Below are 26,376 nucleotides of genomic sequence, written 5' to 3' on the forward strand. Positions count from 1 at the left end.
CGCCCGATCCGCGCGTACTCAAATGTTGGTGCCATTGTTACAGGTGCGCACGGCGCACCCTACCAAGCTATCCGTGCCAGACCCTGGCCTTGTCTGTGAGCATGATTCTGTTCAATAGCTGTAACGCAGCAAGGTAGCGGACAACTGCCAGGTGACCATGGCTCCGAGCAGCGCGGTGCACGCCGGTATCACCAGCCACCATACCTTCGCCGGCAACGCCTGCATCGGTGCCGCACGCTGGATCAGCGCCAGGCTGAGCGCGCAGCTGGTGGCCGCTACCAGCGCGCCAGCGATGATGTCGCTGGGCCAATGCACGCCCAGATATACCCGCGACAGGGCGATGGCCAAGGCCGGCAGGCAGGCCACCAACAGCCAGGTCAGCCGCGTGCGTGCAGCGCTGCCGCGACCCGCCAGAATGCCCAGCGCGAGAAAGAAGGCAAACGCCGCCGAGCTGTGCCCGCTGGGCAAGCTGTAGCTTTCCAGTGGTTGCAGCAGCACGTCGGGGCGAGAACGGGCCAGCAGGTTCTTAAGCACGGTGGTGGCGGTCGAGGCGAGCAATAGGCAGCCGCCGACGAACAGTCCGGCCTGCCAACGGCGTACGGCAAGCAGAAGCAGCACCAGCAGTACCCCGACCGCGAACTGGATATGGAAATCACCGAAGCGGGTGATGAACACCACGATGGGGTCGAAAGCGGCACTGCGCTCGTCCTGTACCAACTTCATCAAGCCCTGGTCGAGGCTGTCCAGATGGGGGAAACCGATCAGCATCGCTGTCAGGGCTATGGCACCGAGCAAGGCGGCGAGGCTGGCGCTCCAGCGGCGTTCACGCAGGCTGGCCTGGATGATCAGCAGCAGCATCACTGCCAGGGTGGCGCAGACGATTCCGGCGGCGCTCCAGAAACCTTCCGGCAATGGCAGGCGCAGCGCGGCACCAGTAGCCCAGCCCGGAAGCATATAGGCCACCGCCCATCCGGCAGCGGCGAGTATGCTTACCAAGGCGAAGCGCACGGCTGGCATGTCCAGCATGCCCGCCACCAGTGGCAACATCGGCCGCAATGGGCCGATATAACGACCGACCAGCAGGCTTATCACGCCGTAGCGTTGGAAATAGTTCTCCGCGCCGCTCAGCCACTCGGGATGGTCACGCAGCACAGGCAGGCCGCGGATACCCTGGTGGAAGCGCCGGCCGATGCAGTAGGAAATCGCATCGCCGAGCAGGCCGCCGGTATAGGCGAGCAGCAGGGTTTGCCACAGTTCCAACGCGCCGCTGCCAGCCAGTACGGCGAGACTGAACAGCAACACGGTGCCGGGGATGATGATGCCGGCCACAGCGAGGCATTCCAGGCAGGCGACGAGGAATATGGCCAGGGCCAGCCAGTGCGGGCTGCCCTGCAGCCAGGTGGTCATGCTGTCGAACCATTGCATCATGGTTGGGTGGGCTCCAGCGCATGCAGTTGATAGTCGTGTCCTTCGACCTGGCCTCGACGCAAAGGGTTGCGTGTGCAGTGGCGTGCGTAGGCCGCATCGACGAAACGATAGGGCAGGTGTTCGTCGCGGCCCTGCGGAATCCCCAGGCGCGCGCATTGCACGATGTGCCCCGGGCGCTCGCCGACGTCATCGACGAACAGCCGGGTCGGGTCAAAGCGGCGTGCGTCCCAGTCCGGCACTTTCAGGCCCAGTGCCTTGCACAGCAAGGTCTGCCCGGCGCACAGCCGTTCGGCTGGGCGTGGCTGGCCAAGGCTGTCGGGATTGTTGCGTTGCATGACGGCGAGAGACTCGGGGCCGCTGATGGCATCGATCCAGGGATGCCCTGACTTGATCAGTACCGCATTGCCAGGGCCATGGGCGCTGAAATTCAGCGAGTCGCCGCCACGGGCGTAGTACATATAGATGTGCCCGCCACCTTCGAACAGTGCCTTGCGCTTCTCCGTGTAGCCGAGCGAGGCATGGCTGCCCTTGTCGACCAGGTAATAGGCCTCGGTCTCGATGATCCGGGCGCTGAGCCAGAGCGCACCGACGCGGTGGCGGATCACCTTGCCGAGCAGCTCGCGCGCTACCAACTGTGCATCGCGGTCGAAGAAGGCGTCGGGCAATGGTCGGGCAGCGGGCCAGGGCAAACTAAGGGTGGGTTCGGCAGGCATGATCTGTCGAAGCATCTCGCAGCGTTCTAATCTGGGGCCGCGAGCATAAAACAAGAGCCTTAAAAATGCCTGAACGCGCCCGAGCCAGTAGTGCCCATATCAGTCCCTCGGCGCATTACACCGGTTATGTCTGGTATCGCCATCGCCTGGCCGACCCGGCATTCGTTACCGGCTTCGGGCGCTTCGTGCACACGCTGTTGTGGCCTGTTACCTGGGGCGCGCGGGCAGGTTTCGGCCTGGACATCGAGGCGCTTCTGCTGCAGCGCCATCTGCAGATCGACGCGCAACTCCGTGCCGCCATCGAGCAGGGCGGTGTTCGCCAGGTGGTGGAGATCGCCTGTGGCCTGTCGCCACGTGGTCGTCGTTTCTGTACGCGTTATCCACATCTGCAGTACCTCGAGGCCGACCTACCGGCCATGGCAGCGCGCAAGCGCCTGCTGCTGCATGGCGAGGGCTGGCTGGATGGCCGTCATCAGGTGCGTGCGGTGGATATTCTCGCCGAGCGCGGTAATCAGCGTCTGGCTGCACTGTTCGCCGAGCTCGATCACGATCAGCCGGTGGTGGTGATCACCGAGGGGCTGGTCAACTATTTCCCGCTGGCGTTGATCGAGGGCTTCTGGAGCCGCCTTGCTGCTGAGTTGCGCGGTTTCTCCCAGGGTATTTACCTGACCGAACTCTATCCCGATCTGCACGAGCACCCGCGCTATCGCCAGTTGCGCTGGGGTGTCGAACTGATCGGTCGGCTGACCCGTGGCAGCTATCCGCTGCATTACCGCGATCATGCGGAAATCGTGGCGGGCTTCCAGCGCTGCGGATTCGATCAGGTGCAGGTGCTCGATCCCAGCGCCGATGCGGTGAGCCTCGGCCTGCCAGCGGCGCACCTACCCGGTCTGGTGCGGGTGATTCAGGCGCAGGTCTAGCCCCGTACGCGACTCCAGGCGTAGCCCGGATGCAATCCGGGGCAGATTGTCTGGGCTGCTGTATCCAGGTTATGCGCAGGCCGCTGCCGGTAATGGTGCCGGGTGGATCAGCTCGGCCAGCGCCAGGCTGGCTTCGGCATCGGTATGCGGGAAGACGAAGGCCAGATCCTGCTGTTCATGGCGCAGTGGCAACAGGTGTTGAGGTGGCAGATCGCCTATCTGAAGTTGCCAACCGCGCCTTGGCAGCGCGGTGGGCAGGTCGGCCTGCAACAGCCCGCCAAAGAAGCCCAGTTCGCGCAGTTCTACCGGCCATCGTTGGCCTTCGGCGTGGTGTAGCCACGCCTGGCGCTGGCGCGGTGCCAGGCGTGGCTCGCTGCGCTTCTCCAGGGAAAGCAACTGCTCGGACGGCAGGCGGGTGCTGCCTGGGCTGCGTAATGGCAGTGGGCGTTGATTGAGAAAGGGGCGGTAGAGCGCTGCGCAGGCCTCACGCTGTTCGAACTGGGCAAGATGGTCTGCCTGGTGAATCAGGGTGCATTCGCCCTGACGGCAGGCCGCAGCGAAATGCGCGTGCTCCCAGGGTTGAGTGAAATGATCGTGCTCGCCGGCCAATACCAGTGTCGGGCACTGCGGATGTTCGATGAAGCCGCCGAACGCCAGCAGGCGCCGGCTGTTCTGCCGATAGCGCTCCACCTCGGCCGGGCTCAGGCGCTGGATCTGCCGCAGCAACGCCTTGCGAAACACCGGTGATATGCCGGTGTCGTTCAGGTGTAACGGATTGAGCAACCCGGTCAGGGCGCCCTGAGCGAATTCCACCGTGCGACCTTCATCGAGCAGGGCCAAGCCCTCTTCCAGCATCAGGCGGGCGCCGGGGCGGCCGAAGGCGGTGATGCCTGCGAGCAAAAGACGAGCGCAGCGTTGCGGATGCCGAGCGGCGAACAGCGCGGCCAGTGCCGAGCCGTAAGACAGGCCAATGGGCATCAGCGGCGGTAGCTGCAATTGTTCGGCGAAGCCTGCGATCAGATCGGCCAAGTGTTCCAGGGCAAGCTCCGGTGCCAGTTGCAGGTTGCCACCCTGGCTGGGCAGGTCGAGCAGAATGACCGGGTGCGTGGTGAGCAGTTCGTCGACCTCGGCAGCGAAGGAGCGAAAGCTCTGAAAGGCGCCGCCCAACAGCAGTACGGGCTGGCGAGTGTCGCGCTGGCGGGTCGAATAGGCCTGGTAATGCAGGCGCCAGCCGGCGATATCCATGACGGAGGGCGCAGCGGCCAGCAGGGCGGGGCTGTAGTCGGTGCGGTAATGCATGGCGTGGGCACTCCGGCGTTTTTATTGTTGTTGGGGGGGCGGCATACAGCGCCGGGGTGAGTTTGAAGGTAAACATTGCGACGGCTTTTGTTTACCCAACCTTCGGGCGGCCTTTTGCCGTGAGTGTCACCGTCACCCGCGCAAGGCTTCTGCGGCGCGCCTGTCGGCGTTACCGGCGGCGCTCGATGGACGCCCTGTCTACCGCTTGCCAGACGCCGCTGGGCGTGGCCTCGCGAGCCCGCTATAATCAGCCCCTTTTTCCAATTGCCAGACCTCCGCCGCCATGACCGAGTCCGTGCACGACTACATGACCCGCCTGGGCCAGGCTGCCCGCCAGGCTTCGCGGGTGCTCGCCCGTGCCAGCACCGCGCAGAAGAACCGCGCGCTGCAGGCCGCTGCCAATGCCCTCGACGCCGCTCGCGCCGAGCTGACTGCCGCCAATGAACTGGATTTGAGCGCTGCGCGCGCCAGTGGCCTGGAGCCGGCCATGGTCGACCGCCTGGCGCTGACCCCTAAGGTCATCGACGGCATGATCGAAGGTCTGCGCCAAGTGGCGACCCTGCCTGACCCGATTGGCGAGATCCAGGACATGCGCTACCTGCCTTCCGGCATCCAGGTCGGTCGCATGCGCGTGCCGCTGGGTGTGATCGGCATCATCTACGAGTCGCGTCCGAACGTGACCATCGATGCTGCCAGCCTGTGCCTGAAGTCCGGCAACGCCACCATCCTGCGCGGCGGTTCGGAAGCTATTCATTCCAACCAGGCGATTGCCCGCTGCATCCAGCAGGGCCTGGCCGAGGCCGACCTGCCGGCCGCCGCCGTGCAGGTGGTGGAAACCACCGATCGCGCTGCCGTCGGCGAGCTGATCAGCATGCCGGCCTTCGTCGACGTGATCGTGCCGCGTGGCGGCAAGGGCCTGATCGAGCGTATCAGCCGCGACGCCAAGGTGCCGGTGATCAAGCATCTGGACGGCGTCTGCCATGTCTATGTCGACATCGCCGCCGACATCGACAAGGCCATCCGCGTCTGCGACAACGCCAAGACCCAGCGTTACTCGCCCTGCAATGCCATGGAAACCTTGCTGGTTCATTCCGCTATCGCGGCTCGCGTACTGCCGCCGCTGGCCGCCATCTACCGTGACAAGGGCGTCGAACTGCGTGGCGATGCCGCGACGCGCGAACTGCTTGGCAGTGATGTGCTGGAGGCCAGCGAGGACGACTGGTTTGCCGAGTACAACGCGCCGATCCTGGCGATTCGCATCGTCGACTCCCTGGATGCCGCCATCGAGCACATCAACCACTACGGCTCGCAGCACACCGATTCGATCATCACCGAGAACTTCAGTGACGCGCGGCGCTTCCTCACCGAGGTGGATTCCGCCTCGGTGATGGTCAATGCCTCCACACGTTTCGCCGATGGTTTCGAGTATGGCCTGGGTGCGGAGATCGGTATCTCCACCGACAAGCTGCATGCGCGTGGGCCGGTGGGTCTGGATGGACTGACCAGCCAGAAATACGTGGTCTTTGGCGATGGACACATTCGCACCTAAATGAAGCGTACTGACGCCCAGAGTCACGGCGCCCGACGTATTGGCCTGCTTGGCGGTACCTTCAACCCGGTGCATATCGGCCACCTGCGTGCAGCGTTGGAGGTGGCCGAATTCATGCTGCTCGACGAGCTGCGCCTGATACCCAGCGCGCGGCCGCCGCACCGGGAGGCGCCGCAAGCGACTGCCGAGCAGCGTCTGGCCATGGTGCAACTGGCGGTGGCCGATGAAGCGCAACTGACGGTCGATGACCGAGAGCTGCGCCGAGACAAACCGTCGTACACGGTCGACACCCTGGAATCGGTGCGCGCCGAGCTGGCGGAGGGCGATCAGCTGTATCTGCTGCTCGGCTGGGATGCCTTCTGCGGCCTGCCTGGCTGGCACCGCTGGGAGGAACTGCTCGATCACTGCCACCTGCTGGTGCTGCAACGGCCCGATGCCGACAGCGAGGCACCGGAGGCGCTGCGCGATCTGCTGGCGGCGCGCAGTGTCAGCGACCCGTTGAGTCTGAGCGGGGCAGGCGGGCAAATCAGTTTCATCTGGCAGACTCCGCTGGCGATTTCCGCCACGCAGATCCGCCAATTGCTGGCAACCGGTCGTTCGGCGCGCTATCTGCTGCCGGATGCGGTGCTTGCCTATATCCAGGCGCACGATCTGTACCGTGCGCCCAATGCTTGAAGCGTCGCGCCTGTCGCGTTGACGTCCATTACATGAGGCAAATGAGTCGAATATGAGTAAGCAAACCATGCCCAGCGCCGAGCTGGTCAAGATCGCCGTAGCGGCACTGGAAGAAATCAAGGCCACCGACATCACCGTCATCGACGTCAAGGAAAAGACCAGCATCACCGATTTCATGGTGATCGCCAGTGGTAGCTCGAGCCGTCAGGTCAAGTCGCTGGTGGAAAATGTGGTGGAGAAGGTCAAGGAGCAGGGCGTGCGCCCGATCGGCAGCGAAGGCCTGGACAGCGGCGAGTGGGCACTGCTCGACCTGGGCGACGTCGTCGTTCACGTCATGCTGCCGACCGCGCGTCAGTTCTACGACCTCGAGCGCCTGTGGCAGGGTGCCGAGCAGAGCCGCGCGCAACATTCGGCCGAGTAAGCGCAAACCGTGCGGATCAAACTGATCGCCGTCGGATCGCGCATGCCGCGCTGGGTCGAGGAAGGCTGGCAGGAGTACGTCAAGCGCCTGCCGGCCGAGCTGCCCCTGGAACTGGTGGAGATTCCGCTGAATACCCGGGGCAAGAACGCCGATGTCGCGCGCCTGATCCGTCAGGAGGGTGAAGCCATGCTGAGCAAGGTGCAGCCTGGCGAACGTATCGTCACCCTCGAGGTCAATGGCAAGCCGTGGAGCACCGAGCAGTTGGCCGCGGAGCTGGATCGCTGGCGTCTGGACGCACGCAACGTCAATCTCATGGTCGGTGGCCCGGAAGGGCTGGCGCCGGAGGTATGCGCGCGTAGCGAACAACGCTGGTCGCTGTCGCCACTGACCTTGCCGCATCCGCTGGTGCGTATTCTGCTCGGTGAGCAAATCTATCGGGCCTGGACCGTGCTGTCCGGCCACCCGTACCACAAGTGAAGTAGGCTCTGCCTAAAGATGCCCCAGCCGATTCGCCTCAAGGATCACGAAAAAGACGCACGCATGGTTCGGCGCCGTGTGCTGGTCGGGGGCGCTTTCATCCTGCTGCTGACGCTCGTGCTGATCATGCGCATGTATTACCTGCAGGTCATTCAGTATGAGCATCACAGCACCCTGGCGGAAAACAACCGTATCCACGTGCAGCCGATCCCGCCGACGCGTGGGCTGATCTTCGACCGCAATGGCGTGATCATCGCCGACAACCGGCCGAGCTTCAGCCTGACGGTGACGCGAGAGCGCGCCGGAGACTGGTTGCAGGTACTCGATACCGTGGTCGAAGTGCTGGAGTTGACCGACGATGATCGGGCGCTGTTCGAGCGTCGCGTGCGCCAGGGACGCCGCCCGTTCGAGCCGGTGCCTATCCTGTTCGAGTTGTCCGAGGAGCAGATCGCCCGTGTGGCGGTCAACCAGTTCCGCCTGCCGGGCGTCGAGGTGGCTGCGCAACTGGTGCGGCATTACCCGCAGCAGGAGCACTTCGCGCATTCCGTCGGTTATGTCGGGCGTATCAACGAGCAGGAGCTCAAGCGCATCGACCCGACCGATTACGCCGGCACGCACCATATCGGCAAGACCGGTATCGAGCGCTTCTACGAAGACGAGCTGCACGGCGAGGTCGGTTACGAGGAAGTCGAGACCAACGCGCGCGGCCGTGTGTTGCGTGTGCTCAATCGCATCGACCCGAAACCGGGCAAGGACATCGTCCTCAGCCTCGACGTGAAACTGCAGGAGGCCGCCGAGCATGCTCTGGGCGGCCGCCGTGGTGCGGTGGTGGCGATCGATCCGAACAACGGCGAAGTGTTGGCGATGGTCAGCCAGCCCAGCTTCGACCCCAACCCCTTCGTCACCGGCATCAGCTTCAAGGCTTATGGCGAGCTGCGTGATTCCATCGACCAGCCGCTCTACAACCGCGTGCTGCGCGGCCTTTACCCGCCCGGCTCGACGATCAAGCCGATGGTCGCTGTGTCCGGTCTCGATGCCGGTGTGGTCACGCCCACCTCGCGGGTGTTCGACCCCGGCTTCTATCAATTGCCCAATCACAGCCACAAGTACCGCAACTGGAACCGCACCGGTGACGGTTGGGTCGACCTCAACCTGGCCATCGCCCGTTCCAATGACACCTATTTCTACGATCTGGCGCACAAGATGGGCGTCGACCGCATGCATGACTACATGAGTCGCTTCGGCCTGGGTCAGCGGGTTTCGCTGGACATGTTCGAGGAAACCGCCGGGCTGATGCCTTCGCGCGACTGGAAGCGAGCTCGCTACCGCCAGCCTTGGTATCCGGGTGAGACCCTGATCCTCGGCATCGGCCAGGGCTATATGCAGACCACGCCGCTGCAACTGGCGCAGGCCACGGCGCTGATGGCCACGCGTGGCAAGTGGATTCGTCCGCACCTGGCCAAGAGCATTGCCGGCCGCCTGCCCGTCGACCCCAATCCGATGCCGGATATCGTGCTGCGTGATCCGAAATTCTGGGATTACGGTATTCGCGGTATGGAAGAAGTGCTGCACGGCCCGCGCGGTACCGCGCGCAAGGTTGGCGACAGCTCGGTCTATCGCATCGCCGGCAAGAGCGGTACCGCGCAGGTGGTGGCGATCAAGCAGGGCGAGAAGTACGACCGCAACAAGGTGCAGGAGCGCCATCGCGACCATGCATTGTTCATAGGCTTCGCCCCGGCAGACAAGCCGCAGATCGCCGTGGCGGTCATGGTGGAAAACGGCGAATCCGGTTCCGGTGTCGCTGCCCCGGTGGTCAAGCAGGTGATGGACGCCTGGCTGCTGGATGAAAACGGTCAGCTCAAGGCTGAGTTCGCAGCGCCGAAGCCCACCGAGGTCAGTCAGCGATGAAGAGTAATTTCGACCGGGTTCTGTCCGACGAGGACGTACTGCGTCGCCGTGCCACTCTGCTACAGCGCCTGCATATCGACGGCTGGCTGTTGCTGCTGCTACTGGTGCTTGGCGCCGGCAGCCTGTTCATCCTTTATTCGGCCAGCGGCAAGAACATCGATCTGTTGCTCAAGCAGGCGTCGTCCTTCGGCATCGGCATGGTCGCGGTGGTCGTGATCGCCCAGTTCGATCCGCGCTTCATGGCGCGTTGGGTGCCGCTGGCTTACGTCATCGGCGTCGCGCTGCTGACCGTGGTGGAGGTCATGGGCCACACTGCGATGGGCGCCACACGCTGGATCAACATTCCTGGGGTGATCCGCTTCCAGCCCTCGGAGCTGATGAAGATCATCATGCCGATGACCATCGCCTGGTACCTGTCCCGGCATAATCTGCCGCCACGTTTCAAACACATCGTCATCAGCCTGGCGATGATCGGCGTGCCCTTCGTGCTGATCGTCAAACAGCCGGATCTGGGAACCTCGCTGCTGATTCTTGCCTCGGGCGCCTTCGTCATCTTCATGGCCGGTCTGCAATGGCGCTGGATCGTCGGCGCCGCCGCCGCAGTGGTGCCGATCGCGGTGGGCATGTGGTATTTCGTGATGCACGACTACCAGAAACGCCGCGTGCTGACCTTCCTCAATCCCGAGAGCGACCCGCTGGGGGCCGGCTGGAACATCATCCAGTCCAAGGCTGCCATCGGCTCCGGCGGTGTACTGGGCAAGGGCTGGCTGCTGGGTACCCAGTCGCACCTGGATTTTTTGCCGGAAAGTCATACGGACTTTATCATTGCCGTGCTCGCTGAAGAGTTCGGCCTGGTTGGTGTCTGTTTGTTGCTGTTGTTGTACCTGCTGTTGCTTGCACGCGGTTTGGTGATTACCGTCCAGGCTCAGACGCTGTTCGGCAAGCTGCTGGCAGGTGCGTTGACCATGACCTTCTTCGTCTATGTATTCGTCAACATCGGCATGGTCAGTGGGCTGCTTCCTGTCGTGGGCGTGCCACTGCCTTTCATTAGCTACGGCGGAACCCATCTGGTCACGCTGTTGTCAGGCTTCGGGATATTGATGGCGATCCACACTCACAGAAAGTGGATCGCTCAGGTTTGATTGGGGGTTTTGAGTTAATGCATGCATTGCGCAGTTGGACCGCTCGGGCATTTGTGGGCGTAGGTCTTGCTGGTCTGCTCGGTGGCGGCGCCCAGGCGCTGGCAGCCGATTACCAGGACTCGCCACAGGTGACCGAGTTCGTCGAGGAAATGACCCGCGACTACGGCTTTGCCAGTGAGCAACTGTACGCGCTGTTCGCCGAGGTCGAGCGCAAGCAGGCCATCCTCGACGCGATTTCGCGGCCGGCCGAGAAGGTCAAACCCTGGAAGGAATACCGGCCGATCTTCATCACCGACAAGCGCATCGCTCAAGGCGTGGAGTTCTGGAACAAGAATCAGGCCGCGCTGGAAAAGGCCGAGGCCGAATACGGCGTACCGCCGCAGTTCATCGTCGCCATCATCGGCGTGGAAACCTTCTACGGCGGTAATACCGGTAGCTGGCGGGTGATGGACGCACTGTCGACCCTGGCTTTCGATTACCCGCCGCGTGCGCCGTTCTTCCGCAAGGAACTGCGTGAATTCCTCATGCTCACCCGTGAAGAACAGGTCGACCCGATTACGCTCAAGGGCTCCTACGCCGGTGCCATGGGCCTGCCGCAGTTCATGCCGAGCAGCTTCCGCGCCTATGCCGTGGACTTCGACGGCGATGGCCATATCAATATCTGGAGCAACCCCACCGATGCCATCGGCAGCGTCGCCAGCTACTTCAAGCGTCACGGCTGGCAAGCCGGTGGCCAGGTGGCCAGCCGCGTCGAAGTCAGCGGTGCACGCGTCGACGAAGGCCTGACCCAGGGGCTCGACCCGGTGAAGAATGTCGCCGAGCTGCGGGCTCTGGGCTGGAACAGCAAAGATGCCCTCGCCGAGGACGTGCCGGTGACCGCGTTTCGTCTGGAAGGCGCAGAAGGCGACGAATACTGGTTCGGTTTGCCCAACTTCTACACCATCACCCGCTACAATCGCAGCGTGATGTATGCCATGGCGGTCAACCAGCTCGCCGAGCTGCTGGTCGAAGCACGGGGTAATCGATGAGTTCGTCCAAACTGCTGCCGCTGGCAGCTTGCGTGACCGCAGCGCTGCTGCTGGCGAGCTGCTCTTCCAATCGCGCCCCGCAGCCGGCGGTGACGCCGGGGCAGTCGGCAGGCATTTCCGGCCCGGATGACTTCAACCGGCCACACCGCGATGGCGCGCCCTGGTGGGACGTCGACGTCTCGAAGATTCAGGATGCCATCCCCATGCCGCACTATGGCCCGGTCAAGGCCAGCCCATATGTGGTATTCGGCAAGCAGTACTACCCGATCCAGGATGCCCGCCGCTACCAGGCGACAGGGCCGGCTTCCTGGTATGGCACCAAGTTCCATGGTCAGGCCACCGCCAATGGTGAGACCTACGACCTGTACGGCATGACCGCCGCGCACAAGACCCTGCCGCTGCCCAGTTACGTTCGGGTGACCAACCTGGAGAACGGCAAGGTCGTGATCCTGCGGGTCAACGACCGCGGGCCGTTCTATTCCGATCGCATCATCGACCTGTCTTTCGCTGCGGCGAAGAAGCTCGGCTATGCCGAGAAGGGCACGGCGCGGGTCAAGGTCGAGGGTATCGACCCGCATGAATGGTGGGCGCAGCAGGGCCGTCCGGTGCCGCTGGTGCTGGCCAACAATCAGCCGGCCAAAGCCGCGGTTGCCCAGCCCGTCGCGCAGGCGATGCCGCAAGTGGTCGAGCAGTACTCGCCACCACCAGCGCAGCACGCTGCGGCCGTGGTGCCAGTGCAGATCGACGCAAAAAAAAACGATTCACTCGCAGCCTCTGGCCTGTATCTCCAGGTGGGAGCCTTCGCCAATCCGGACGCTGCGGAGCTGCTCAAGTCCAAGTTGAGTCAGACGACCAGTGTGCCGGTGTTCATCAGCTCAGTGGTACGCGACCAGCAGATTCTGCATCGCGTGCGCCTGGGGCCGATCAGCAACCAGGGCGAGGCTGAGCAGCTGCAGAGCAGCGTGCGCCTGGCCAATCTGGGGCAGCCCACGCTGGTGCGGGCCGACTGACGGCACTAAACCGGCATTTGCCGGACTAAATCCGAGGCTCGCTTTTTCGCGAGTCGAAAGATGGCCCTTCGGGGCCGTACAACCCAAGCAATGATTTTCGAGAGACGGATGAACATCACCAGCTTCGTGCAACGTGCTTCCCTGGTTCTTACCCTTCTGGCGGCGCCCCTTGCCATGGCCAGTCAGCAGGTGGTTCCGGCGCCGCCGCAACTGGCCGCCAAATCTTATGTGCTGATGGATGCCGCCAGCGGCAACGTCCTGGTCGAGAACAACGCTGACGAGCGTCTGCCGCCAGCCAGCCTGACCAAGCTGATGACCGCTTACATCGCCACCCTGGAAATCCGTAATGGCAAGATCGGCGAGCAGGATCTGGTGACCATCAGCGAACACGCCTGGCGTACCGGTGGTGCGGCTTCTGGCGGCTCGACCATGTTCCTGCCGTTGAACAGCCAGGCCACTGTCGATGACCTGCTGCACGGCATCATCATCCAGTCCGGTAACGATGCGAGCATCGCCATCGCCGAATACATCGCCGGCAGCGAGGATGCCTTCGCCGACATGATGAACGCCACCGCCGAGCGCCTGGGCATGAAGAACAGCCACTTCATGAACGCCACCGGTCTGCCGCATCCCGAGCACTACTCCAGTGCCCATGACATGGCGATCCTGGCGCGCGCGATCATCGACGAAGATGCCGAGCACTATGCGATCTACTCGCAGAAAGAATTCCTCTGGAACAACATCAAGCAGCCCAACCGCAACCTGCTGCTGTGGCGTGACCGTACCGTCGACGGTCTGAAAACCGGTCACACTCAGGAAGCCGGCTTCTGCCTGGTGGCCTCGGCCGTGCGTGATGGCGCACGGATGATCACCTCGGTATTCGGTACCGACAGCGAGCAGGCCCGCGCTGCGGAAACCCAGAAGCTGCTGACCTATGGCTTCCGTTTCTTCGAAAGCCGCACCTTCTACCAGAAGGGCACCGAACTGGCTCAGGCCACTGTCTGGAAAGGCGCTGCGCGTCAGGTCAAGGCCGGCCTGGCCGAAGACCTGACCATGACCATGCCCAAGGGGCAGCTGGAAAAGCTGCAGGCTAGCATGAGCCTCAACCCGCAGTTGGTCGCACCGATTGCGCAGGGTGACGTGATTGGCAAGGTCGAAGTACGACTGGGTGACGAGGTAGTGCGCAGCACCGACCTGGTCGCTCTGGAACCGGTGGAAGAGGGCGGCCTGCTGCGCCGTCTGTGGGACAGCATTCGGTTGTTCTTCTTCGGCCTGTTCAACTGACAGCTGCCTCTGCAAGTCGCTGGCGTTGAAATCGGCGGAGTTAGGGCCCACATACAGGCTGTAACCGTGCCTCTCCTCGCCTGACTGCCTGAGAGGCACTCTGCTTCCGCCCGGCCGCTCCGACCTGGAGCGGCCCTTTACTGGACGGGCCACAAGCCCGCTGATGCCATGACCGATAGTGACGTTCAACCCCCAAAAATCGAATTCCCCTGCGAGCGTTACCCGATCAAGGTTATCGGCACTGCTGGCGAAGGTTTCTCCGACCTGGTCATCGAGGTGATTCAGCGTCATGCGCCTGACCTGGATACCTCGACTTTGGTCATGCGTGACAGCCGCAACGGCAATTTCCTCTCCGTACAGGTGCTGATCACCGCCACCGGCGTCGAGCAGTTGCAGGCGATCCACGTCGATCTGCGTGCAACTGGTCGCGTGCACATGGTGCTCTGAGTGCCTGAACTCATCGTTCGTCATCTTGGCCTGGTCGACTATCAGCCGACGTTGGAGGCCATGCGCAATCTGACCCGCGAGCGCGATGAGCACACGCCGGACGAAATCTGGCTGCTGCAACATCCCAAGGTGTTCACCCAGGGGCAGGCTGGCAAGGCCGAGCACCTGCTGGCGCCGGGCGACATTCCGGTGATTCAGGTCGAGCGGGGTGGTCAGGTGACCTACCACGGCCCGGGCCAGCTAGTAGCTTATCTGATGCTGGATCTGCGCCGTCTTGATCTGGGGGTGCGCGAGCTGGTTACGGCCATGGAGCAGAGCCTGGTCGATCTGCTGGCTCACTATGGCGTCGATGCAGCGCCCAAGGCAGATGCGCCAGGCGTATACGTCAACGGTGACAAGATCGCCTCGCTGGGCTTGCGCGTCAGCCGTGGCTGCTCGTTCCATGGCCTGGCGCTGAACGTCGACATGGACATGACGCCGTTCCAGCGCATCAATCCCTGCGGTTATGCCGGCCTGAAGATGGTGCAGTTGCGCGATCTGCTCGACACCGCACCAGCATTCGAAGAAGTGGCACAGCGCCTCGAACAGACGCTGCGCAGGCGCCTGGGCTACCAGCTCTAGGCTTTTGGGCGCAGGGCGGTGTAACCGACCTGACCGCCAGTGCCAGATGTCGCGTTCTGCCATGCCGGAAAACAAAGAGCCCCGCAGTTGCGGGGCTCTTTGCATCGGCTCGAAAGTTACGGCTTCTTCAGCCCGTAGCTCTCGTCCAGCATGCCCGGGCCATCGCTTTTCGGCGCGTAGTCCTTGGGCATTTCGTAGTTCTTCGGCGGTGTCAGGCGCTCGCGTTTCTCGCCGGCCTCGGTGCTGTTCAGGGTGGCCAGCAGACGTTGACGGGTCAGTTCATCCAGGGCCAGGCGATTGGCGCCGTCGGACAGGTGTTCCTGCACGTCCTGGTAGCTCTGGGTGAGTTTCTTCACCAGGCTGGCGGTGGTGTTGAAGTGGGTCACCACTTCGTTCTGGTAGGCCTCGAAGCGTGCCTGCATTTCATCCATCTGCCGCTGCGTACGGCCCGGTGCAGCATTGGGGGCCAGGCGGGCGAGCAGAAAGCCCACGGCGATGCCGACCACCAGGGTCAGGGCGGGTATCAACCAGGCTGTAACGGTCTGTTCCACGAGTCCTTCCTCTCAAAACGGCTTTGCTTTACGTTAGCGGCTTGAGCCTGTGCTGTATACGACCAGAACCTGCTCAGAGTCTACTGCGCGTCGGCGCTGCTGCGTCAAAAACAGGTTCGGAATGCTCATGTACGACAGTACACTCCGCTTCCTCTCCTGTTTTTGCCTGGCATTGCGCGAGCTTGTGAGGCGCTGAACAGGTTCATTTGCCGCACAGGCAGTTTGCTAGACGAGTCGACCCGTTGCGGGGTCACGGAGTTCAGTGTTGCTCAGTCGCGAAACCCCTCTTTTCATTCAAGGCCCTGTGGGCCAACTCGAATCCCTTCTGCTTGAGGTGCCGGACGCCCGAGGCGTGGCGCTGATCTGCCATCCCAACCCGATACAGGGTGGCACCATGCTCAACAAGGTGGTGTCCACCCTGCAGCGCACGGCGCGCGACTGTGGATATCACACATTGCGTTTCAATTATCGCGGCGTTGGTGCCAGTGCCGGCAGCCATGACATGGGCACCGGCGAAGTGGACGACGCCGAAGCCGTCGCTGCCTGGCTGAAGGAGGAATACCCGAACCTGCCCATCACCCTGCTGGGCTTTTCCTTCGGGGGCTTCGTCGCCGCTGCGCTGGGCGCGCGCCTGGAGGCGCAGGGGCAGGTGCCGAGCAAGCTGTTCATGGTGGCCCCGGCGGTGCATCGCCTGACCGCCGAGACACCGCCGGCCAGCCAGTGCCCGCTGGTGGTGATCCAGCCCGATGCTGACGAAGTGGTCGAGCCGCAGGCCGTGTACGACTGGTCGGCCAATCTCGGGCGTGCCCACGAGCTGCTGAAAGTGGCAGAATGCGGTCACTTTTTTCACGGCAAGCTGACGGATCTGAAGGAAGTCCTTCTGCCGCGTCTGTGAGCTTGGCGTAGGGTGCGCCGTGCGCACCTGCATTCGTGGTGCGCGCGGCGCACCCTACGATCAATCTGGCATTCAAGGCGTCCCGCGGCCCTGGCTCGCGCGATCAGCGGAATAGTTCAAGCAAAGCGAATCTGACATGACCACCCGTATCCTCACCGGTATCACCACCACCGGCACGCCGCACCTGGGCAACTACGCCGGCGCCATCCGTCCGGCCATCGTCGCCAGCCGCGACCCGCAGATGGACTCGTTCTACTTCCTCGCCGACTACCACGCGTTGATCAAGTGCGATGACCCGGCGCGCATTCAGCGTTCGCGCCTGGAGATCGCCGCTACCTGGCTGGCGCTGGGCCTGGATACCGACAAGGCGACCTTCTACCGCCAGTCCGACATCCCCGAGATCCCCGAGCTGTGCTGGCTGCTCACCTGCGTCGCCGGCAAGGGCCTGCTCAACCGCGCCCATGCCTACAAGGCCTCGGTGGACAAGAACGTCGAAGCCGGCGAAGACCCGGATGCCGGCGTGACCATGGGCCTGTTCAGCTACCCGGTGCTGATGGCCGCGGACATCCTGATGTTCAACGCGCAGAAGGTGCCGGTCGGTCGTGACCAGATTCAGCACGTGGAGATGGCCCGCGACATCGGCCAGCGCTTTAACCACCTGTTCGGCAAGGGCAAGGATCTGTTCGTCTTGCCCGAGGTGGTAATCGAGGAGGAGGTGGCCACGTTGCCTGGGCTCGATGGGCGCAAGATGAGCAAGAGCTACGACAACACCATCCCGCTGTTCGGCACCGCCAAGCAGCTCAAGGACGCCGTGGCGCGCATCGTCACCGACTCCAAGCTGCCGGGTGAGCCCAAGGATGCCGAAGGCTCGCACCTGTTCACCCTGTACCAGGCCTTTGCCAGTCACGCGCAGCAGGCCGAGTTTCGTGCCGAGCTGGAAGGCGGCCTGGCCTGGGGCGAGGCGAAGAATCGCCTGTACCAACTGCTCGAAGACACGCTGGGCGAGGCGCGCGAGCGCTACAACGCGCTGATTGCCAAGCCGGCCGACCTGGAGGATATCCTCCTCGCCGGCGCCGCCAAGGCGCGCAAGATCGCCACGCCGTTCCTTGGCGAGCTGCGCGAGGCGGTGGGCCTGCGTTCGTTCCGCGAGCAGGTGCAGGTGGCCGCTGGCGAGAAGAAGAAAGCCGCCAAGAGCGCGCGCTTCGTCAGCTTTCGCGATGACGACGGCAGCTTCCGCTTCCGCCTGCTGGATGCCGATGGCGAGCAATTGCTGCTGTCGAAATCCTTTGCCGATGGCAAGTCGGCTGGCCTGGTCAACAAGCGTCTGCAATCCGGTGAGCCGTTGGACGTTCGCGCCGAAGGCCAGGTGTTCTCGGTCTGGATCGACGGTGAAAGCGTGGCAAGCAGCCCAGAGTTCGCTGACGGACAGGCGCTGGAAGATGCCATCTCCCGTTTGCGTGAGGCGCTGGCGCCGCAGGAATGAAGAGGCTTTTGCTCCCCTCTCCCCCTTGCGGGGCGTAAGCGGAAAGAGCGAAGCATGGCTTCACCCGCTGGAGCGCCCTGAGCTCTGCGAAGGGCTGGGGCGCGGAGCGGGGGGCTGGGGGAGAGGGTTGTCCGGTGCTCCGCGTCGTCGGTCTGCCCTCTCCCCGACCCTCTCCCATAAATGGGGGAGGGAGTGTGCCTAGCTTGCACCGATTGCCAATCAACGGGGGCATCGCTAAAGTGACGCCCCCGTTTTTACTTGCCCGGCTAACGAATCATGACCCCCCTCGAGCGTTATCAGGCCGACCTTAAGCGGCCCGACTTCTTCCATGATGCGGCCCAGGAAAATGCCGTCCGCCACCTGCAGCGTCTGTACGACGACCTGATCGCGCGCGACCAGGGCAAGTCCGGGCTGATGGGCAAACTGTTCGGCAAGAAGCCGCAGGGGCCGGTCAAGGGCCTGTACTTCTGGGGTGGGGTCGGCCGTGGCAAGACCTATCTGGTCGATACCTTCTTCGATGCGCTGCCGTTCGAGCAGAAGATGCGCACCCACTTCCACCGCTTCATGAAGCGTGTGCACGAGGAAATGAAGACCCTCAAGGGCGAGAAGAACCCACTGACCATCATCGGTAAGCGTTTCGCCGACGAGGCGCGGGTGATCTGCTTCGACGAGTTCTTCGTCAGCGATATCACAGACGCGATGATCCTCGCCACGCTGATGGAAGAGCTGTTCAAAAATGGCGTGTCGCTGGTAGCCACCTCCAACATCGTGCCGGATGGTCTGTACAAGGATGGCCTGCAACGTGCGCGCTTCCTGCCGGCCATCGCTCTGCTCAAGCAGCACACCGATATCGTCAATGTCGACAGTGGCGTCGATTACCGCCTACGCGCATTGGAGCAAGCCGAGCTGTTCCACTTCCCGCTCGGCCCGGCTGCCGAGGAGAGCCTGCTGACCAGCTTCCGCAGCCTGCTACCCGATTGCACCCACATGGTGGAAAACGAGGCGCTGATGATCGAGAACCGCGCGATCAACGCCGTGCGGGTGTGCGAGGACGTGGCCTGGTTCGAGTTCCGCGAGCTGTGCGACGGCCCGCGCAGCCAGAACGACTACATCGAGCTGGGCAAGATCTTCCATGCGGTGATCCTGGCCAACGTCGAGCAGATGAGCGTGGCCAAGGACGACATGGCGCGGCGCTTCATCAACCTGGTGGACGAGTTCTACGACCGCAACGTCAAGCTGATCATCTCCGCGGAAGTGGAGCTCAAGGATCTGTACACCGGCGGCCGCCTGAGCTTCGAGTTCCAGCGCACGCTGAGCCGTCTGCTGGAAATGCAATCGCACGAATTCCTCTCGCGCCCACACCGGCCCTGACGGAAAGCGATATGAAAAAGGCGACCCACAAGGTCGCCTTTTTCATGGGTGCTACTCCCCATAGGGTTCGCCATGCGCACCGAAACCATGGATGTTCGCGGCTTGTTCGGTGCGCGCGGTGTTCAGCCGGGGGACATAGGTAACGGGTGTCGGGAGACATAGGTAACGCATTTAGGCTTACGGTGTTCATCGGATCGGGAGATCGAATGATGCCGTGGCTGGAGCGCAGCACTATGTCGATAAGGCGAGAGTTTGTTCTGCTGGCAGGGCAGCCCCAAAGTAATGTGCGGGAGCTCTGTCGGCGGTATGGCATCAGTCCCAGAACTGGCTACAAATGGCTGGATCGGTACCGTGAGCAAGGCGATGCAGGCTTACAGGATCGATCCCGCCGTCCCCTGAGCAGTCCAGGGCGCAGCGATCCGACGTTGGAACAAACGGTTGTGCAATTGCACCACCGCTATCCCTATTGGGGCGCTCGCAAACTGCGAAGCTTGTTGATGACTGCGGCTGTTGATCCGCCTCACCACAGCACTATCGACGCCATCCTCAAGCGCCACGATTGTCATGTCCTTTACCACAATGAGCAGGCGCAAGCGCCGGCTAACCATCGTTTCGAGCATCCCAATCCGAACGACCTCTGGCAGATCGACTTCAAGGGTAGCGTCCCCCTAAACGATCGCCGTTCGCCTCGTTGTCATCCCTTGACCCTGCTGGACGATCACTCACGCTTTTCGCTCTGCCTGCAAGCCTGTGAGGGGGAGCGGCTGGAGCTGGTCAAACCGCATCTGATCGAGGTTTTCCGTCAGTACGGTTTGCCGCTGCGTATCACCGCCGACAACGGGCCGCCTTGGGGTTCTAATATTGCCGGTGGACTATCAAAATTGGAGGTTTGGCTGATGCGGCTGGGGATCGAGGTCAGCCATAGTCGGCCTCATCATCCACAGACTCAGGGCAAGCTGGAGCGCTTCCACCAGACACTCAAACGCGAAGTGCTGCATCGCGCGTTCAGCGACTTGCAGCATTGTCAGCAAGTGATGAGCCGCTGGCGAGACGAGTACAACCATTACCGTCCGCACGAAGCACTTGATCAACGGCCCCCTATAGAGCGCTATAGGCCCAGTCCACGAAGCTACCCGGAGCAACTGCCAGCCATCGAATATGAACCGGGTGATCACGTGGTGAATGTACGTCAGACCGGGCAGGTGTATTTCAAAGGGCTCAACGTCTTCGTAAGTGGAGGTCTATATGGGGAGAAGGTCGCCATCCGACCAACTGCCGAAGAGGGTGTCTACGATGTGGTATTCATCCGCAAAACGCTGCGTCAGATAGACCTGAGGCAACGGGCAACATGATCATCAACCTGTTACCCATGTCTCCCGACAGGTGTTTACCATGTCCCCCGGCTGAACACGCGGCGTACCCTACGGTTGACCTTTCAGTTCTTCGCCAGCTTCTGCTGATACTGTGCAAGCATCTTCTGCGCGTGCGCCACTTCCAGCGCCTCCATGGCGCTGATCGGTTTTATCGCCACGGCGCGCTTGAGGTGTTCGATCACCTTGTCTTCTTCATCATCGCCGTACACGTAAGTCAGGGCGTTGGCGTACTCGTAGTGGCCGATGGGCAGGTCATCACGGGCCCGGAAGCTGCGCTGGAAGTACTGCTCCATGTTGTCCGCACTGACGCCGTAGGTCATCTTGCCCACCAGCTTGCCGACCTTGCGGATCACGCCGGCTTCATAGCCGCCGTAAAGCGCCAGGGCGAAGGGCTGTTGTGGTTGCTTGGCCAGTAGTGCTTTGAGTTCCTCAGGGATCTGCGAGGTGTAGCCGCGCTTGAGCACCACCGGTACCGACAACTCCTCGCCCAGGCGGGCTTTGGCATAGACGCGGCCGAACTGGGCAACCGTGTCCGCTTGCACCAGTTCACCGGCCTCGTTAGTGTAGGCGATCACTTCCTCGAGCAAGCGATGTTTCTCGGTTTGATCGGGTACGAGGAACATGGCATAGATCACCTGGGCGAACATCGCCGGAACCTGCCCGCCGACGCCGAGGGCCAGGCCCTGCTCCTTGGCCTGGGCAAAGTCGCCACGGAACATCAGGCGCCAGACCTCCTGCAGTTTCTGTGCGTAAAGCTCGGCTTCTTCCGGCTTGCCGGTAAAGCCGGTGCCGGCAGCGACGGTTTTCTCCAGGGCTTGCGGGTGGCGGGTGGCCATGCTCACCACCCAGTCGGCATCGGGGAAGGGGTAATCGCCAAAGCCGCGAGTCAGTTGCGGCCAGGCCTGGCGCAGCTTGTCGCCACTGTAGTCGTAGGCGCTCTGGTCGAGCGGGAAAGGTTTCCAGTTGTCGGCGGCGGCAGCACCGAGGCTGCAGGTGGCAAGCAGGGCAATCAATAAACGGCGCATGGCGGTGAACCTGTTGTTGTTATCTTCGCTCACCGATCATAGGGCGCTGCCGCAAGGCGCCAACCTAACCAAGGGTGGGCTGGCGCTTTGCCTGCTGCTTGAAACCGCCCGGCCTGGCTGGGCGGAGCGGTATTCAGGCCTGGGTTTCTTTCTGCTGGAACTGGCGGCGGTACTGGTTGGGGGACAACTCGGTGTGCTGGCGAAACAGTCTGGCGAAGAAGCTCGCATCGTCGTAGCCCACTTCGTAGCTGATGGTCTTGATGCTCTTGCGGGTGGAGGAGAGCAGGCTCTTGGCGGTTTCGATGCGCAGGCGCTGCAGGTAGTGCAGCGGCTTGTCGCCTGTTGCCCCTTGGAAACGACGCATGAAGTTGCGAATGCTCATGCCGTGCTCGCGCGCTACGTCCTCGAAGCGGAATTTGTCGGCGTAGTGCTCTTCCAGCCAGTGCTGGATCTGCAGCACGGTGACGTCCTGATGCAGCTTCTGTCCGCCGAAGCCGATGCGCCCCGGCGTATAGCTGCGTTGCACCTCGTAGAGGATATCGCGCGCAACCCCTTGGGCCACGCTGGCACCGCAGTAACGCTCGATCAGGTAGATGTAGAGGTCGCAGGCCGAGGTGACGCCACCGGCGCAATACAGGTTGTCGGCGTCGGACAGGTGCTTATCCTGATTCAACTGCACCTTGGGGAAGCGTTCGGCGAATTCGCGGAAGAAGCGCCAGTAGGTGGTCGCTTCCTTGCCGTCTAGCAGGCCGGCCTCGGCCATCCAGAACACGCCAGTGGCTTCGCCACAAATCGCCGTGCCTGCAGCATGGCGGCTACTTAGCCAATCCAGCACCTGCGGGTAGCGCTTGCACAGAGCGTCGAAGTCGTCCCAGAAGGCGGGCAGGATGATCACGTCGCAGGTATCAAGGCCGCCATCCACTGGCAGGCGCACATTACTGAAACTGTTCACGGGGAGGCCGTCCGGGCTGACCAGATGAATCTCGAACGGTGGCTCAAAACCCAGCCCCTGCTGCTTGGCATAACGAATGCCGGCCATGTGGAAGAAGTCCTTGGCCTGCATCAGGGTGGAGGCGAATACGCCATCGGTGGCGAGAATGCTGACACGGCGCAAGGCTGCGCGCGGCGGTGTGATAACCATGGGTATTTATTCTTATTCAAGGCTAAGTGGTCATGCGGCGGCTGGATCGTCTTATTTTTTGGCGCTTGTGTCCAGTGCGACCAAGCGGTTGCTTGGCTAAAGTCGAGGCCATGCTTTTTGTCCGCCTCAGACACAGGTAGTGCCATGATCCCCAGAACGATATTCAGCTCCGACCATGAACTGTTTCGCGACAGCGTGCGCAAGTTTCTCGAGCAGGAGGCCGTTCCCTATCACCACCAGTGGGAAAAGGACGGCCATGTCGACCGCGCGCTTTGGAACAAGGCAGGCGAGGCCGGCATGCTCTGCTCGCATATTCCTGAAGAGTACGGCGGTATGGCGGCCGACTTCCTCTACAGCACCGTGGTGATCGAGGAAATCGGGCGTCTGGGCCTGACCGGCATCGGCTTCTCCCTGCATTCGGATATCGTCGCGCCCTACATCCTCCATTACGGCAGCGAAGCGCAGAAGCAGCATTACCTGCCCAAGCTGGTGAGCGGCGAGATGGTCACCGCCATCGCCATGACCGAACCGGGCGCCGGCTCCGACTTGCAGGGCGTGAAGACCACCGCCGTGCTCGACGGCGACGAGTACGTGATCAACGGCTCGAAGACTTTCATCACCAACGGCTGGCTGGCTGATCTGGTGATCGTCGTGGCCAAGACTGATCCCAAGGCCGGTGCCAAGGGCACCAGTCTGTTCCTGGTCGAGGCCAACACGCCCGGGTTCTCCAAGGGCAAGCGCCTGGAGAAGGTCGGCATGAAGGCGCAGGACACCTCCGAGCTGTTCTTCCAGGATGTGCGCGTGCCCAAGGAAAATCTGCTGGGCCAGCCGGGCATGGGCTTCGCCTATTTGATGCAGGAATTACCTCAGGAGCGCCTGACCGTCGGCATTGGCGCCCTGGCGTCGGCCGAAGCGGCGCTGCAATGGACGCTCGACTACACCCGCGAGCGCAAGGCGTTCGGTAAGTCGGTGTCGGACTTCCAGAATACGCGTTTCAAGCTGGCCGAGATGGCCACCGAGATACAGGTGGGGCGCGTTTTCGTCGATCGCTGCCTGGAGCTGCATCTGCAGCGCAAGCTGGACGTGCCCACAGCCGCGATGCTCAAGTATTGGGGTACCGACCTGCAGTGTAAGGTGCTCGACGAATGCGTGCAGTTGCACGGCGGTTACGGCTTCATGTGGGAATATCCGGTGGCGCGGGCCTGGGCCGATGCGCGAGTGCAGCGAATCTACGCCGGCACCAACGAGATCATGAAGGAGATCATCGCTCGCTCCCTGGTCTGAGGGCGGCTGATGCCAAGAAAAAGCCCGGCAATGCCGGGCTTTTTCGTTGCGCGCTGAATCAGGGCGCTGGGTTGGGCTGCGCCTTGTGGATCGCCTCGATACCGGCAAGCACCTCCTCGGAGAGCTTCAGCTCGGCGCTGGCCAGGTTGCTGTCCAGTTGCTCCAGGCTGGTAGCGCCGATGATGTTGCTGGTCACGAAGGGCTGCGCGGTAACGAAGGCCAAGGCCATCTGTGCCGGATCCAGGCCATGCTCACGGGCCAGGGCGACGTAGCGCGAACAGGCTGCTTCCGACTGCGGGTTGGTGTAGCGAGCGAAGCGGCTGAACAGGCTGATGCGTGTGCCTTGCGGGCGGGCGCCGCCTTCGTACTTGCCGCTGAGCATGCCGAACGCCAGGGGCGAATAGGCCAGCAGGCCGCACTGTTCGCGAATCGCCACTTCCGCCAGGCCTACTTCGAAGCTGCGGTTGAGCAGGTTGTAGGGGTTCTGGATCGAGACTGCACGCGGCCAGCCACGTTGTTCGGCCAGTTGCAGGAATTTCATTGTCCCCCATGGCGTCTCATTGGACAGGCCGATATGGCGGATCTTGCCGGCTTTCACCTGCTCGTCGAGTACTTCCAGGGTTTCTTCCAGCGGCGTGAAATCGACGTCCTGGTGGCGATAGCCGAGCTGGCCGAAGAAGTTGGTCGGGCGCTCCGGCCAGTGCAGTTGGTACAGGTCGATCCAGTCGGTCTGTAGGCGTTTCAGGCTGGCGTCCAGCGCGGCGACGATGTGCGCACGGTTGAACTTCAACTGGCCGTCACGGATATGGCTGATGCCATTGCCGGGGCCGGCGATCTTGCTGGCCAGAATCCAGTCGGCGCGGTCACCGTGCTGCTTGAAGTAGTTGCCGATGATCTGTTCGGTCTTGCTGTAGGTCTCGGCGCGCGGTGGCACCGGATACATCTCGGCGGTATCGATGAAGTTGACGCCGCCGGCCTTGGCTCGCTCGATCTGGGCAAAGCCTTCGGCTTCGCTGTTCTGCTCGCCCCAGGTCATGCTGCCCAGGCACAGGGCGCTGACATCGAGATCGGTTCGGCCTAGCTTGCGGTATTCCATGAGGTGTTCCCTTGGCAAAAGAGCCATACAAGCAGGTTGAAATTTTTTTCGCAATCAGGATAATCCGCCACCTCTTTCTGCGGTGGAAGTGATGCGCCGCCTGCCGAAGAATCTTGCCGTATTGTGGACGCGCTGACCCGAGCCCCCGATAGCGTCCGTATGCGGCTGCCTTTGACTTGTCAAAGTACGCACTATTCAGTAAGATCCGCCGTCTATTTTTGCTGGGCGGCCCCTGAGGCTATAAAGAATGAAAACTTTTACTGCTAAACCGGAAACAGTAAAACGCGACTGGTTCGTCGTTGATGCTGCTGGCAAGACCCTGGGTCGTCTGGCCACCGAAATCGCGAGCCGTCTGCGTGGCAAGCACAAGCCTGAGTACACTCCTCACGTTGACACTGGCGACTACATCGTCGTGATCAATGCCGAGCAGGTACGTGTGACTGGTGCCAAGACCAGCGACAAAATGTACTACTCCCACTCCGGCTTCCCGGGCGGCATCAAAGAGATCAACTTCGAGAAGCTGATCGCTCGTGCTCCTGAGCGCGTGATCGAGACTGCGGTCAAAGGCATGCTGCCGAAGAACCCGCTGGGTCGCGACATGTATCGTAAGCTGAAGGTGTACAAGGGTGCAGTTCACCCGCACACCGCTCAGCAGCCCCAAGAACTGAAGATTTAACGGAATAGTTCATTATGTCGGCGACTCAAAATTACGGCACTGGCCGTCGCAAGACCGCAACCGCGCGCGTTTTCCTGCGTCCGGGTACTGGTAACATCTCGATCAACAACCGCGCCCTGGATACCTTCTTCGGTCGTGAAACCGCTCGCATGGTCGTGCGTCAGCCGCTGGAGCTGACCGAGACTGTTGAGAAGTTCGACATCTTCGTCACCGTTGCTGGTGGTGGTGTCAGCGGTCAGGCCGGTGCGATCCGTCACGGTATCACCCGCGCTCTGATCGAGTACGACGAGACCCTGCGCAGCCCGCTGCGTAAAGCTGGTTACGTCACTCGTGATGCCCGTGAAGTTGAGCGTAAGAAAGTCGGTCTGCGTAAAGCGCGTAAGCGTCCGCAGTACTCGAAGCGTTAATCGCGTCTACGCTTGCACAAGCGCCCAGTTTCCTTACGGAGCTGGGCGTTTTTTATGGGCGTGGCGAAATGATGCGACAACGTGCCGCATGCGCGCAGGCCGCGCGCGACAAGGCTTTCGTCAGTCTCTTGGCGGGTAATTACCTTGTCAGA

The 26,376-nt window shown here is 62.3% G+C and carries 26 protein-coding genes; 19 read left to right on the forward strand and 7 right to left on the reverse strand.

Going from position 1 to position 26,376, the window contains the following annotated elements; all coding sequences use genetic code 11:
- Positions 1–111: 111 nt before the first annotated feature.
- Entirely contained in the window at positions 112–1,428 is a 1,317-nt protein-coding gene (locus C7A17_RS15650) for a bifunctional DedA family/phosphatase PAP2 family protein (protein WP_106738887.1), read from the reverse strand.
- Complete coding sequence (locus tag C7A17_RS15655) at positions 1,425–2,141, reverse strand: DNA-3-methyladenine glycosylase (RefSeq protein WP_106742962.1); 717 nt, start codon at positions 2,139–2,141, stop codon at positions 1,425–1,427. The genes C7A17_RS15650 and C7A17_RS15655 overlap by 4 nt, the downstream gene beginning before the upstream one ends.
- 65 nt (positions 2,142–2,206) lie before the next feature.
- Here C7A17_RS15655 and C7A17_RS15660 point away from each other — a divergent pair, with 65 nt between their 5' ends.
- The gene (locus C7A17_RS15660) at positions 2,207–3,061 is read left to right on the forward strand and encodes a class I SAM-dependent methyltransferase (protein WP_106738888.1); all 855 of its coding nucleotides are present in this window, start codon (positions 2,207–2,209) and stop codon (positions 3,059–3,061) included.
- A gap of 69 nt (positions 3,062–3,130) precedes the next feature.
- On the opposite strand, the gene C7A17_RS15665 is transcribed toward C7A17_RS15660, so the two are convergent.
- Positions 3,131–4,360: an alpha/beta fold hydrolase gene (locus C7A17_RS15665; RefSeq protein ID WP_106738889.1), complete on the reverse strand. Its 1,230-nt coding sequence runs from the start codon at positions 4,358–4,360 to the stop codon at positions 3,131–3,133.
- A gap of 283 nt (positions 4,361–4,643) precedes the next feature.
- On the opposite strand from C7A17_RS15665, the gene C7A17_RS15670 reads away from it, so the two are divergent.
- From C7A17_RS15670 to lipB, 11 genes are all read left to right on the forward strand, one after another.
- A complete protein-coding gene (locus tag C7A17_RS15670; RefSeq protein WP_106738890.1) occupies positions 4,644–5,909 on the forward strand; it encodes a glutamate-5-semialdehyde dehydrogenase in 1,266 nt (421 codons plus the stop codon).
- Positions 5,910–6,584 (forward strand): nicotinate-nucleotide adenylyltransferase, encoded by a 675-nt coding sequence (gene nadD, locus C7A17_RS15675; protein ID WP_106738891.1) that lies wholly within the window; start codon positions 5,910–5,912, stop codon positions 6,582–6,584. It begins immediately after the preceding gene.
- A gap of 67 nt (positions 6,585–6,651) precedes the next feature.
- Positions 6,652–7,005 carry a ribosome silencing factor gene (gene rsfS / locus C7A17_RS15680; RefSeq protein ID WP_106742965.1) on the forward strand — a complete coding sequence of 118 codons (354 nt, stop codon included), beginning with the start codon at positions 6,652–6,654 and terminating at the stop codon, positions 7,003–7,005.
- 9 nt (positions 7,006–7,014) lie between these two features.
- Entirely contained in the window at positions 7,015–7,482 is a 468-nt protein-coding gene (gene rlmH, locus C7A17_RS15685; RefSeq protein WP_106738892.1) for a 23S rRNA (pseudouridine(1915)-N(3))-methyltransferase RlmH, read from the forward strand.
- Between the two features lie 18 nt (positions 7,483–7,500).
- Positions 7,501–9,390, forward strand: a complete 1,890-nt coding sequence (gene mrdA / locus C7A17_RS15690) for a penicillin-binding protein 2 (RefSeq protein WP_106738893.1) — start codon at positions 7,501–7,503, stop codon at positions 9,388–9,390.
- The gene (rodA, locus tag C7A17_RS15695) at positions 9,387–10,532 is read left to right on the forward strand and encodes a rod shape-determining protein RodA (protein ID WP_106738894.1); all 1,146 of its coding nucleotides are present in this window, start codon (positions 9,387–9,389) and stop codon (positions 10,530–10,532) included. Before mrdA ends, rodA begins: the two co-directional genes overlap by 4 nt.
- A 17-nt stretch (positions 10,533–10,549) precedes the next feature.
- On the forward strand, positions 10,550–11,560 hold the full coding sequence (gene mltB / locus C7A17_RS15700; RefSeq protein ID WP_106738895.1) for a lytic murein transglycosylase B: 1,011 nt from the start codon (positions 10,550–10,552) through the stop codon (positions 11,558–11,560).
- A complete protein-coding gene (locus C7A17_RS15705) occupies positions 11,557–12,570 on the forward strand; it encodes a septal ring lytic transglycosylase RlpA family protein (protein WP_106738896.1) in 1,014 nt (337 codons plus the stop codon). Before mltB ends, C7A17_RS15705 begins: the two co-directional genes overlap by 4 nt.
- Positions 12,571–12,678: 108 nt before the next feature.
- On the forward strand, positions 12,679–13,854 hold the full coding sequence (locus C7A17_RS15710; protein ID WP_106738897.1) for a D-alanyl-D-alanine carboxypeptidase family protein: 1,176 nt from the start codon (positions 12,679–12,681) through the stop codon (positions 13,852–13,854).
- A 168-nt stretch (positions 13,855–14,022) separates the two neighbouring features.
- Complete coding sequence (locus C7A17_RS15715) at positions 14,023–14,301, forward strand: DUF493 domain-containing protein (protein ID WP_017675504.1); 279 nt, start codon at positions 14,023–14,025, stop codon at positions 14,299–14,301.
- Entirely contained in the window at positions 14,302–14,922 is a 621-nt protein-coding gene (lipB, locus tag C7A17_RS15720) for a lipoyl(octanoyl) transferase LipB (protein ID WP_106738898.1), read from the forward strand.
- A gap of 116 nt (positions 14,923–15,038) precedes the next feature.
- On the opposite strand, the gene C7A17_RS15725 is transcribed toward lipB, so the two are convergent.
- Positions 15,039–15,473 carry a Z-ring associated ZapG family protein gene (locus C7A17_RS15725; RefSeq protein ID WP_106738899.1) on the reverse strand — a complete coding sequence of 145 codons (435 nt, stop codon included), beginning with the start codon at positions 15,471–15,473 and terminating at the stop codon, positions 15,039–15,041.
- Positions 15,474–15,738: 265 nt separating this feature from the next.
- Between C7A17_RS15725 and C7A17_RS15730 the strand changes: the two genes are divergently transcribed.
- From C7A17_RS15730 to C7A17_RS15745, 4 genes are all read left to right on the forward strand, one after another.
- Positions 15,739–16,368 (forward strand): alpha/beta hydrolase, encoded by a 630-nt coding sequence (locus C7A17_RS15730; protein ID WP_106738900.1) that lies wholly within the window; start codon positions 15,739–15,741, stop codon positions 16,366–16,368.
- A 136-nt stretch (positions 16,369–16,504) separates the two neighbouring features.
- The gene (locus tag C7A17_RS15735) at positions 16,505–17,851 is read left to right on the forward strand and encodes a tryptophan--tRNA ligase (RefSeq protein ID WP_106738901.1); all 1,347 of its coding nucleotides are present in this window, start codon (positions 16,505–16,507) and stop codon (positions 17,849–17,851) included.
- A gap of 276 nt (positions 17,852–18,127) precedes the next feature.
- Positions 18,128–19,222: a cell division protein ZapE gene (gene zapE, locus C7A17_RS15740; protein ID WP_106738902.1), complete on the forward strand. Its 1,095-nt coding sequence runs from the start codon at positions 18,128–18,130 to the stop codon at positions 19,220–19,222.
- 209 nt (positions 19,223–19,431) lie between these two features.
- Positions 19,432–20,574: an IS481 family transposase gene (locus C7A17_RS15745; protein ID WP_106742723.1), complete on the forward strand. Its 1,143-nt coding sequence runs from the start codon at positions 19,432–19,434 to the stop codon at positions 20,572–20,574.
- A gap of 83 nt (positions 20,575–20,657) precedes the next feature.
- Here C7A17_RS15745 and C7A17_RS15750 read toward each other — a convergent pair whose 3' ends face one another.
- Positions 20,658–21,620 carry a hypothetical protein gene (locus C7A17_RS15750; RefSeq protein ID WP_106738903.1) on the reverse strand — a complete coding sequence of 321 codons (963 nt, stop codon included), beginning with the start codon at positions 21,618–21,620 and terminating at the stop codon, positions 20,658–20,660.
- A 133-nt stretch (positions 21,621–21,753) separates the two neighbouring features.
- The gene (locus C7A17_RS15755; protein ID WP_106738904.1) at positions 21,754–22,761 is read right to left on the reverse strand and encodes a GlxA family transcriptional regulator; all 1,008 of its coding nucleotides are present in this window, start codon (positions 22,759–22,761) and stop codon (positions 21,754–21,756) included.
- A 144-nt stretch (positions 22,762–22,905) separates the two neighbouring features.
- Here C7A17_RS15755 and C7A17_RS15760 point away from each other — a divergent pair, with 144 nt between their 5' ends.
- Positions 22,906–24,045, forward strand: a complete 1,140-nt coding sequence (locus tag C7A17_RS15760) for an acyl-CoA dehydrogenase family protein (protein ID WP_106738905.1) — start codon at positions 22,906–22,908, stop codon at positions 24,043–24,045.
- Between the two features lie 58 nt (positions 24,046–24,103).
- Here the strand turns inward: C7A17_RS15760 and C7A17_RS15765 are convergent, their stop codons facing one another.
- The gene (locus tag C7A17_RS15765; RefSeq protein ID WP_106738906.1) at positions 24,104–25,141 is read right to left on the reverse strand and encodes an NADP(H)-dependent aldo-keto reductase; all 1,038 of its coding nucleotides are present in this window, start codon (positions 25,139–25,141) and stop codon (positions 24,104–24,106) included.
- Between the two features lie 247 nt (positions 25,142–25,388).
- On the opposite strand from C7A17_RS15765, the gene rplM reads away from it, so the two are divergent.
- Both rplM and rpsI read left to right on the forward strand, forming a co-directional pair.
- Positions 25,389–25,817: a 50S ribosomal protein L13 gene (gene rplM, locus C7A17_RS15770; RefSeq protein WP_037004174.1), complete on the forward strand. Its 429-nt coding sequence runs from the start codon at positions 25,389–25,391 to the stop codon at positions 25,815–25,817.
- Between the two features lie 14 nt (positions 25,818–25,831).
- Positions 25,832–26,224: a 30S ribosomal protein S9 gene (rpsI, locus tag C7A17_RS15775; protein ID WP_106738907.1), complete on the forward strand. Its 393-nt coding sequence runs from the start codon at positions 25,832–25,834 to the stop codon at positions 26,222–26,224.
- Positions 26,225–26,376 lie beyond the last annotated feature (152 nt).

This window comes from Pseudomonas mendocina (genome assembly GCF_003008615.1).
Lineage (GTDB): Bacteria > Pseudomonadota > Gammaproteobacteria > Pseudomonadales > Pseudomonadaceae > Aquipseudomonas > Aquipseudomonas mendocina_C.

Coding starts and splice junctions, on each gene's coding strand:
- C7A17_RS15650 (WP_106738887.1), bottom strand. CDS start 1,428: ATGATGCAATGGTTCGACAGCATGACCACCTGGCTGCAGGGCAGCCCG.
- C7A17_RS15655 (WP_106742962.1), bottom strand. CDS start 2,141: ATGCCTGCCGAACCCACCCTTAGTTTGCCCTGGCCCGCTGCCCGACCA.
- C7A17_RS15660 (WP_106738888.1), top strand. CDS start 2,207: ATGCCTGAACGCGCCCGAGCCAGTAGTGCCCATATCAGTCCCTCGGCG.
- C7A17_RS15665 (WP_106738889.1), bottom strand. CDS start 4,360: ATGCATTACCGCACCGACTACAGCCCCGCCCTGCTGGCCGCTGCGCCC.
- C7A17_RS15670 (WP_106738890.1), top strand. CDS start 4,644: ATGACCGAGTCCGTGCACGACTACATGACCCGCCTGGGCCAGGCTGCC.
- nadD (WP_106738891.1), top strand. CDS start 5,910: ATGAAGCGTACTGACGCCCAGAGTCACGGCGCCCGACGTATTGGCCTG.
- rsfS (WP_106742965.1), top strand. CDS start 6,652: ATGCCCAGCGCCGAGCTGGTCAAGATCGCCGTAGCGGCACTGGAAGAA.
- mrdA (WP_106738893.1), top strand. CDS start 7,501: ATGCCCCAGCCGATTCGCCTCAAGGATCACGAAAAAGACGCACGCATG.
- rodA (WP_106738894.1), top strand. CDS start 9,387: ATGAAGAGTAATTTCGACCGGGTTCTGTCCGACGAGGACGTACTGCGT.
- mltB (WP_106738895.1), top strand. CDS start 10,550: ATGCATGCATTGCGCAGTTGGACCGCTCGGGCATTTGTGGGCGTAGGT.
- C7A17_RS15705 (WP_106738896.1), top strand. CDS start 11,557: ATGAGTTCGTCCAAACTGCTGCCGCTGGCAGCTTGCGTGACCGCAGCG.
- C7A17_RS15710 (WP_106738897.1), top strand. CDS start 12,679: ATGAACATCACCAGCTTCGTGCAACGTGCTTCCCTGGTTCTTACCCTT.
- C7A17_RS15715 (WP_017675504.1), top strand. CDS start 14,023: ATGACCGATAGTGACGTTCAACCCCCAAAAATCGAATTCCCCTGCGAG.
- C7A17_RS15735 (WP_106738901.1), top strand. CDS start 16,505: ATGACCACCCGTATCCTCACCGGTATCACCACCACCGGCACGCCGCAC.
- zapE (WP_106738902.1), top strand. CDS start 18,128: ATGACCCCCCTCGAGCGTTATCAGGCCGACCTTAAGCGGCCCGACTTC.
- C7A17_RS15745 (WP_106742723.1), top strand. CDS start 19,432: ATGCCGTGGCTGGAGCGCAGCACTATGTCGATAAGGCGAGAGTTTGTT.
- C7A17_RS15750 (WP_106738903.1), bottom strand. CDS start 21,620: ATGCGCCGTTTATTGATTGCCCTGCTTGCCACCTGCAGCCTCGGTGCT.
- C7A17_RS15755 (WP_106738904.1), bottom strand. CDS start 22,761: ATGGTTATCACACCGCCGCGCGCAGCCTTGCGCCGTGTCAGCATTCTC.
- C7A17_RS15760 (WP_106738905.1), top strand. CDS start 22,906: ATGATCCCCAGAACGATATTCAGCTCCGACCATGAACTGTTTCGCGAC.
- C7A17_RS15765 (WP_106738906.1), bottom strand. CDS start 25,141: ATGGAATACCGCAAGCTAGGCCGAACCGATCTCGATGTCAGCGCCCTG.
- rplM (WP_037004174.1), top strand. CDS start 25,389: ATGAAAACTTTTACTGCTAAACCGGAAACAGTAAAACGCGACTGGTTC.
- rpsI (WP_106738907.1), top strand. CDS start 25,832: ATGTCGGCGACTCAAAATTACGGCACTGGCCGTCGCAAGACCGCAACC.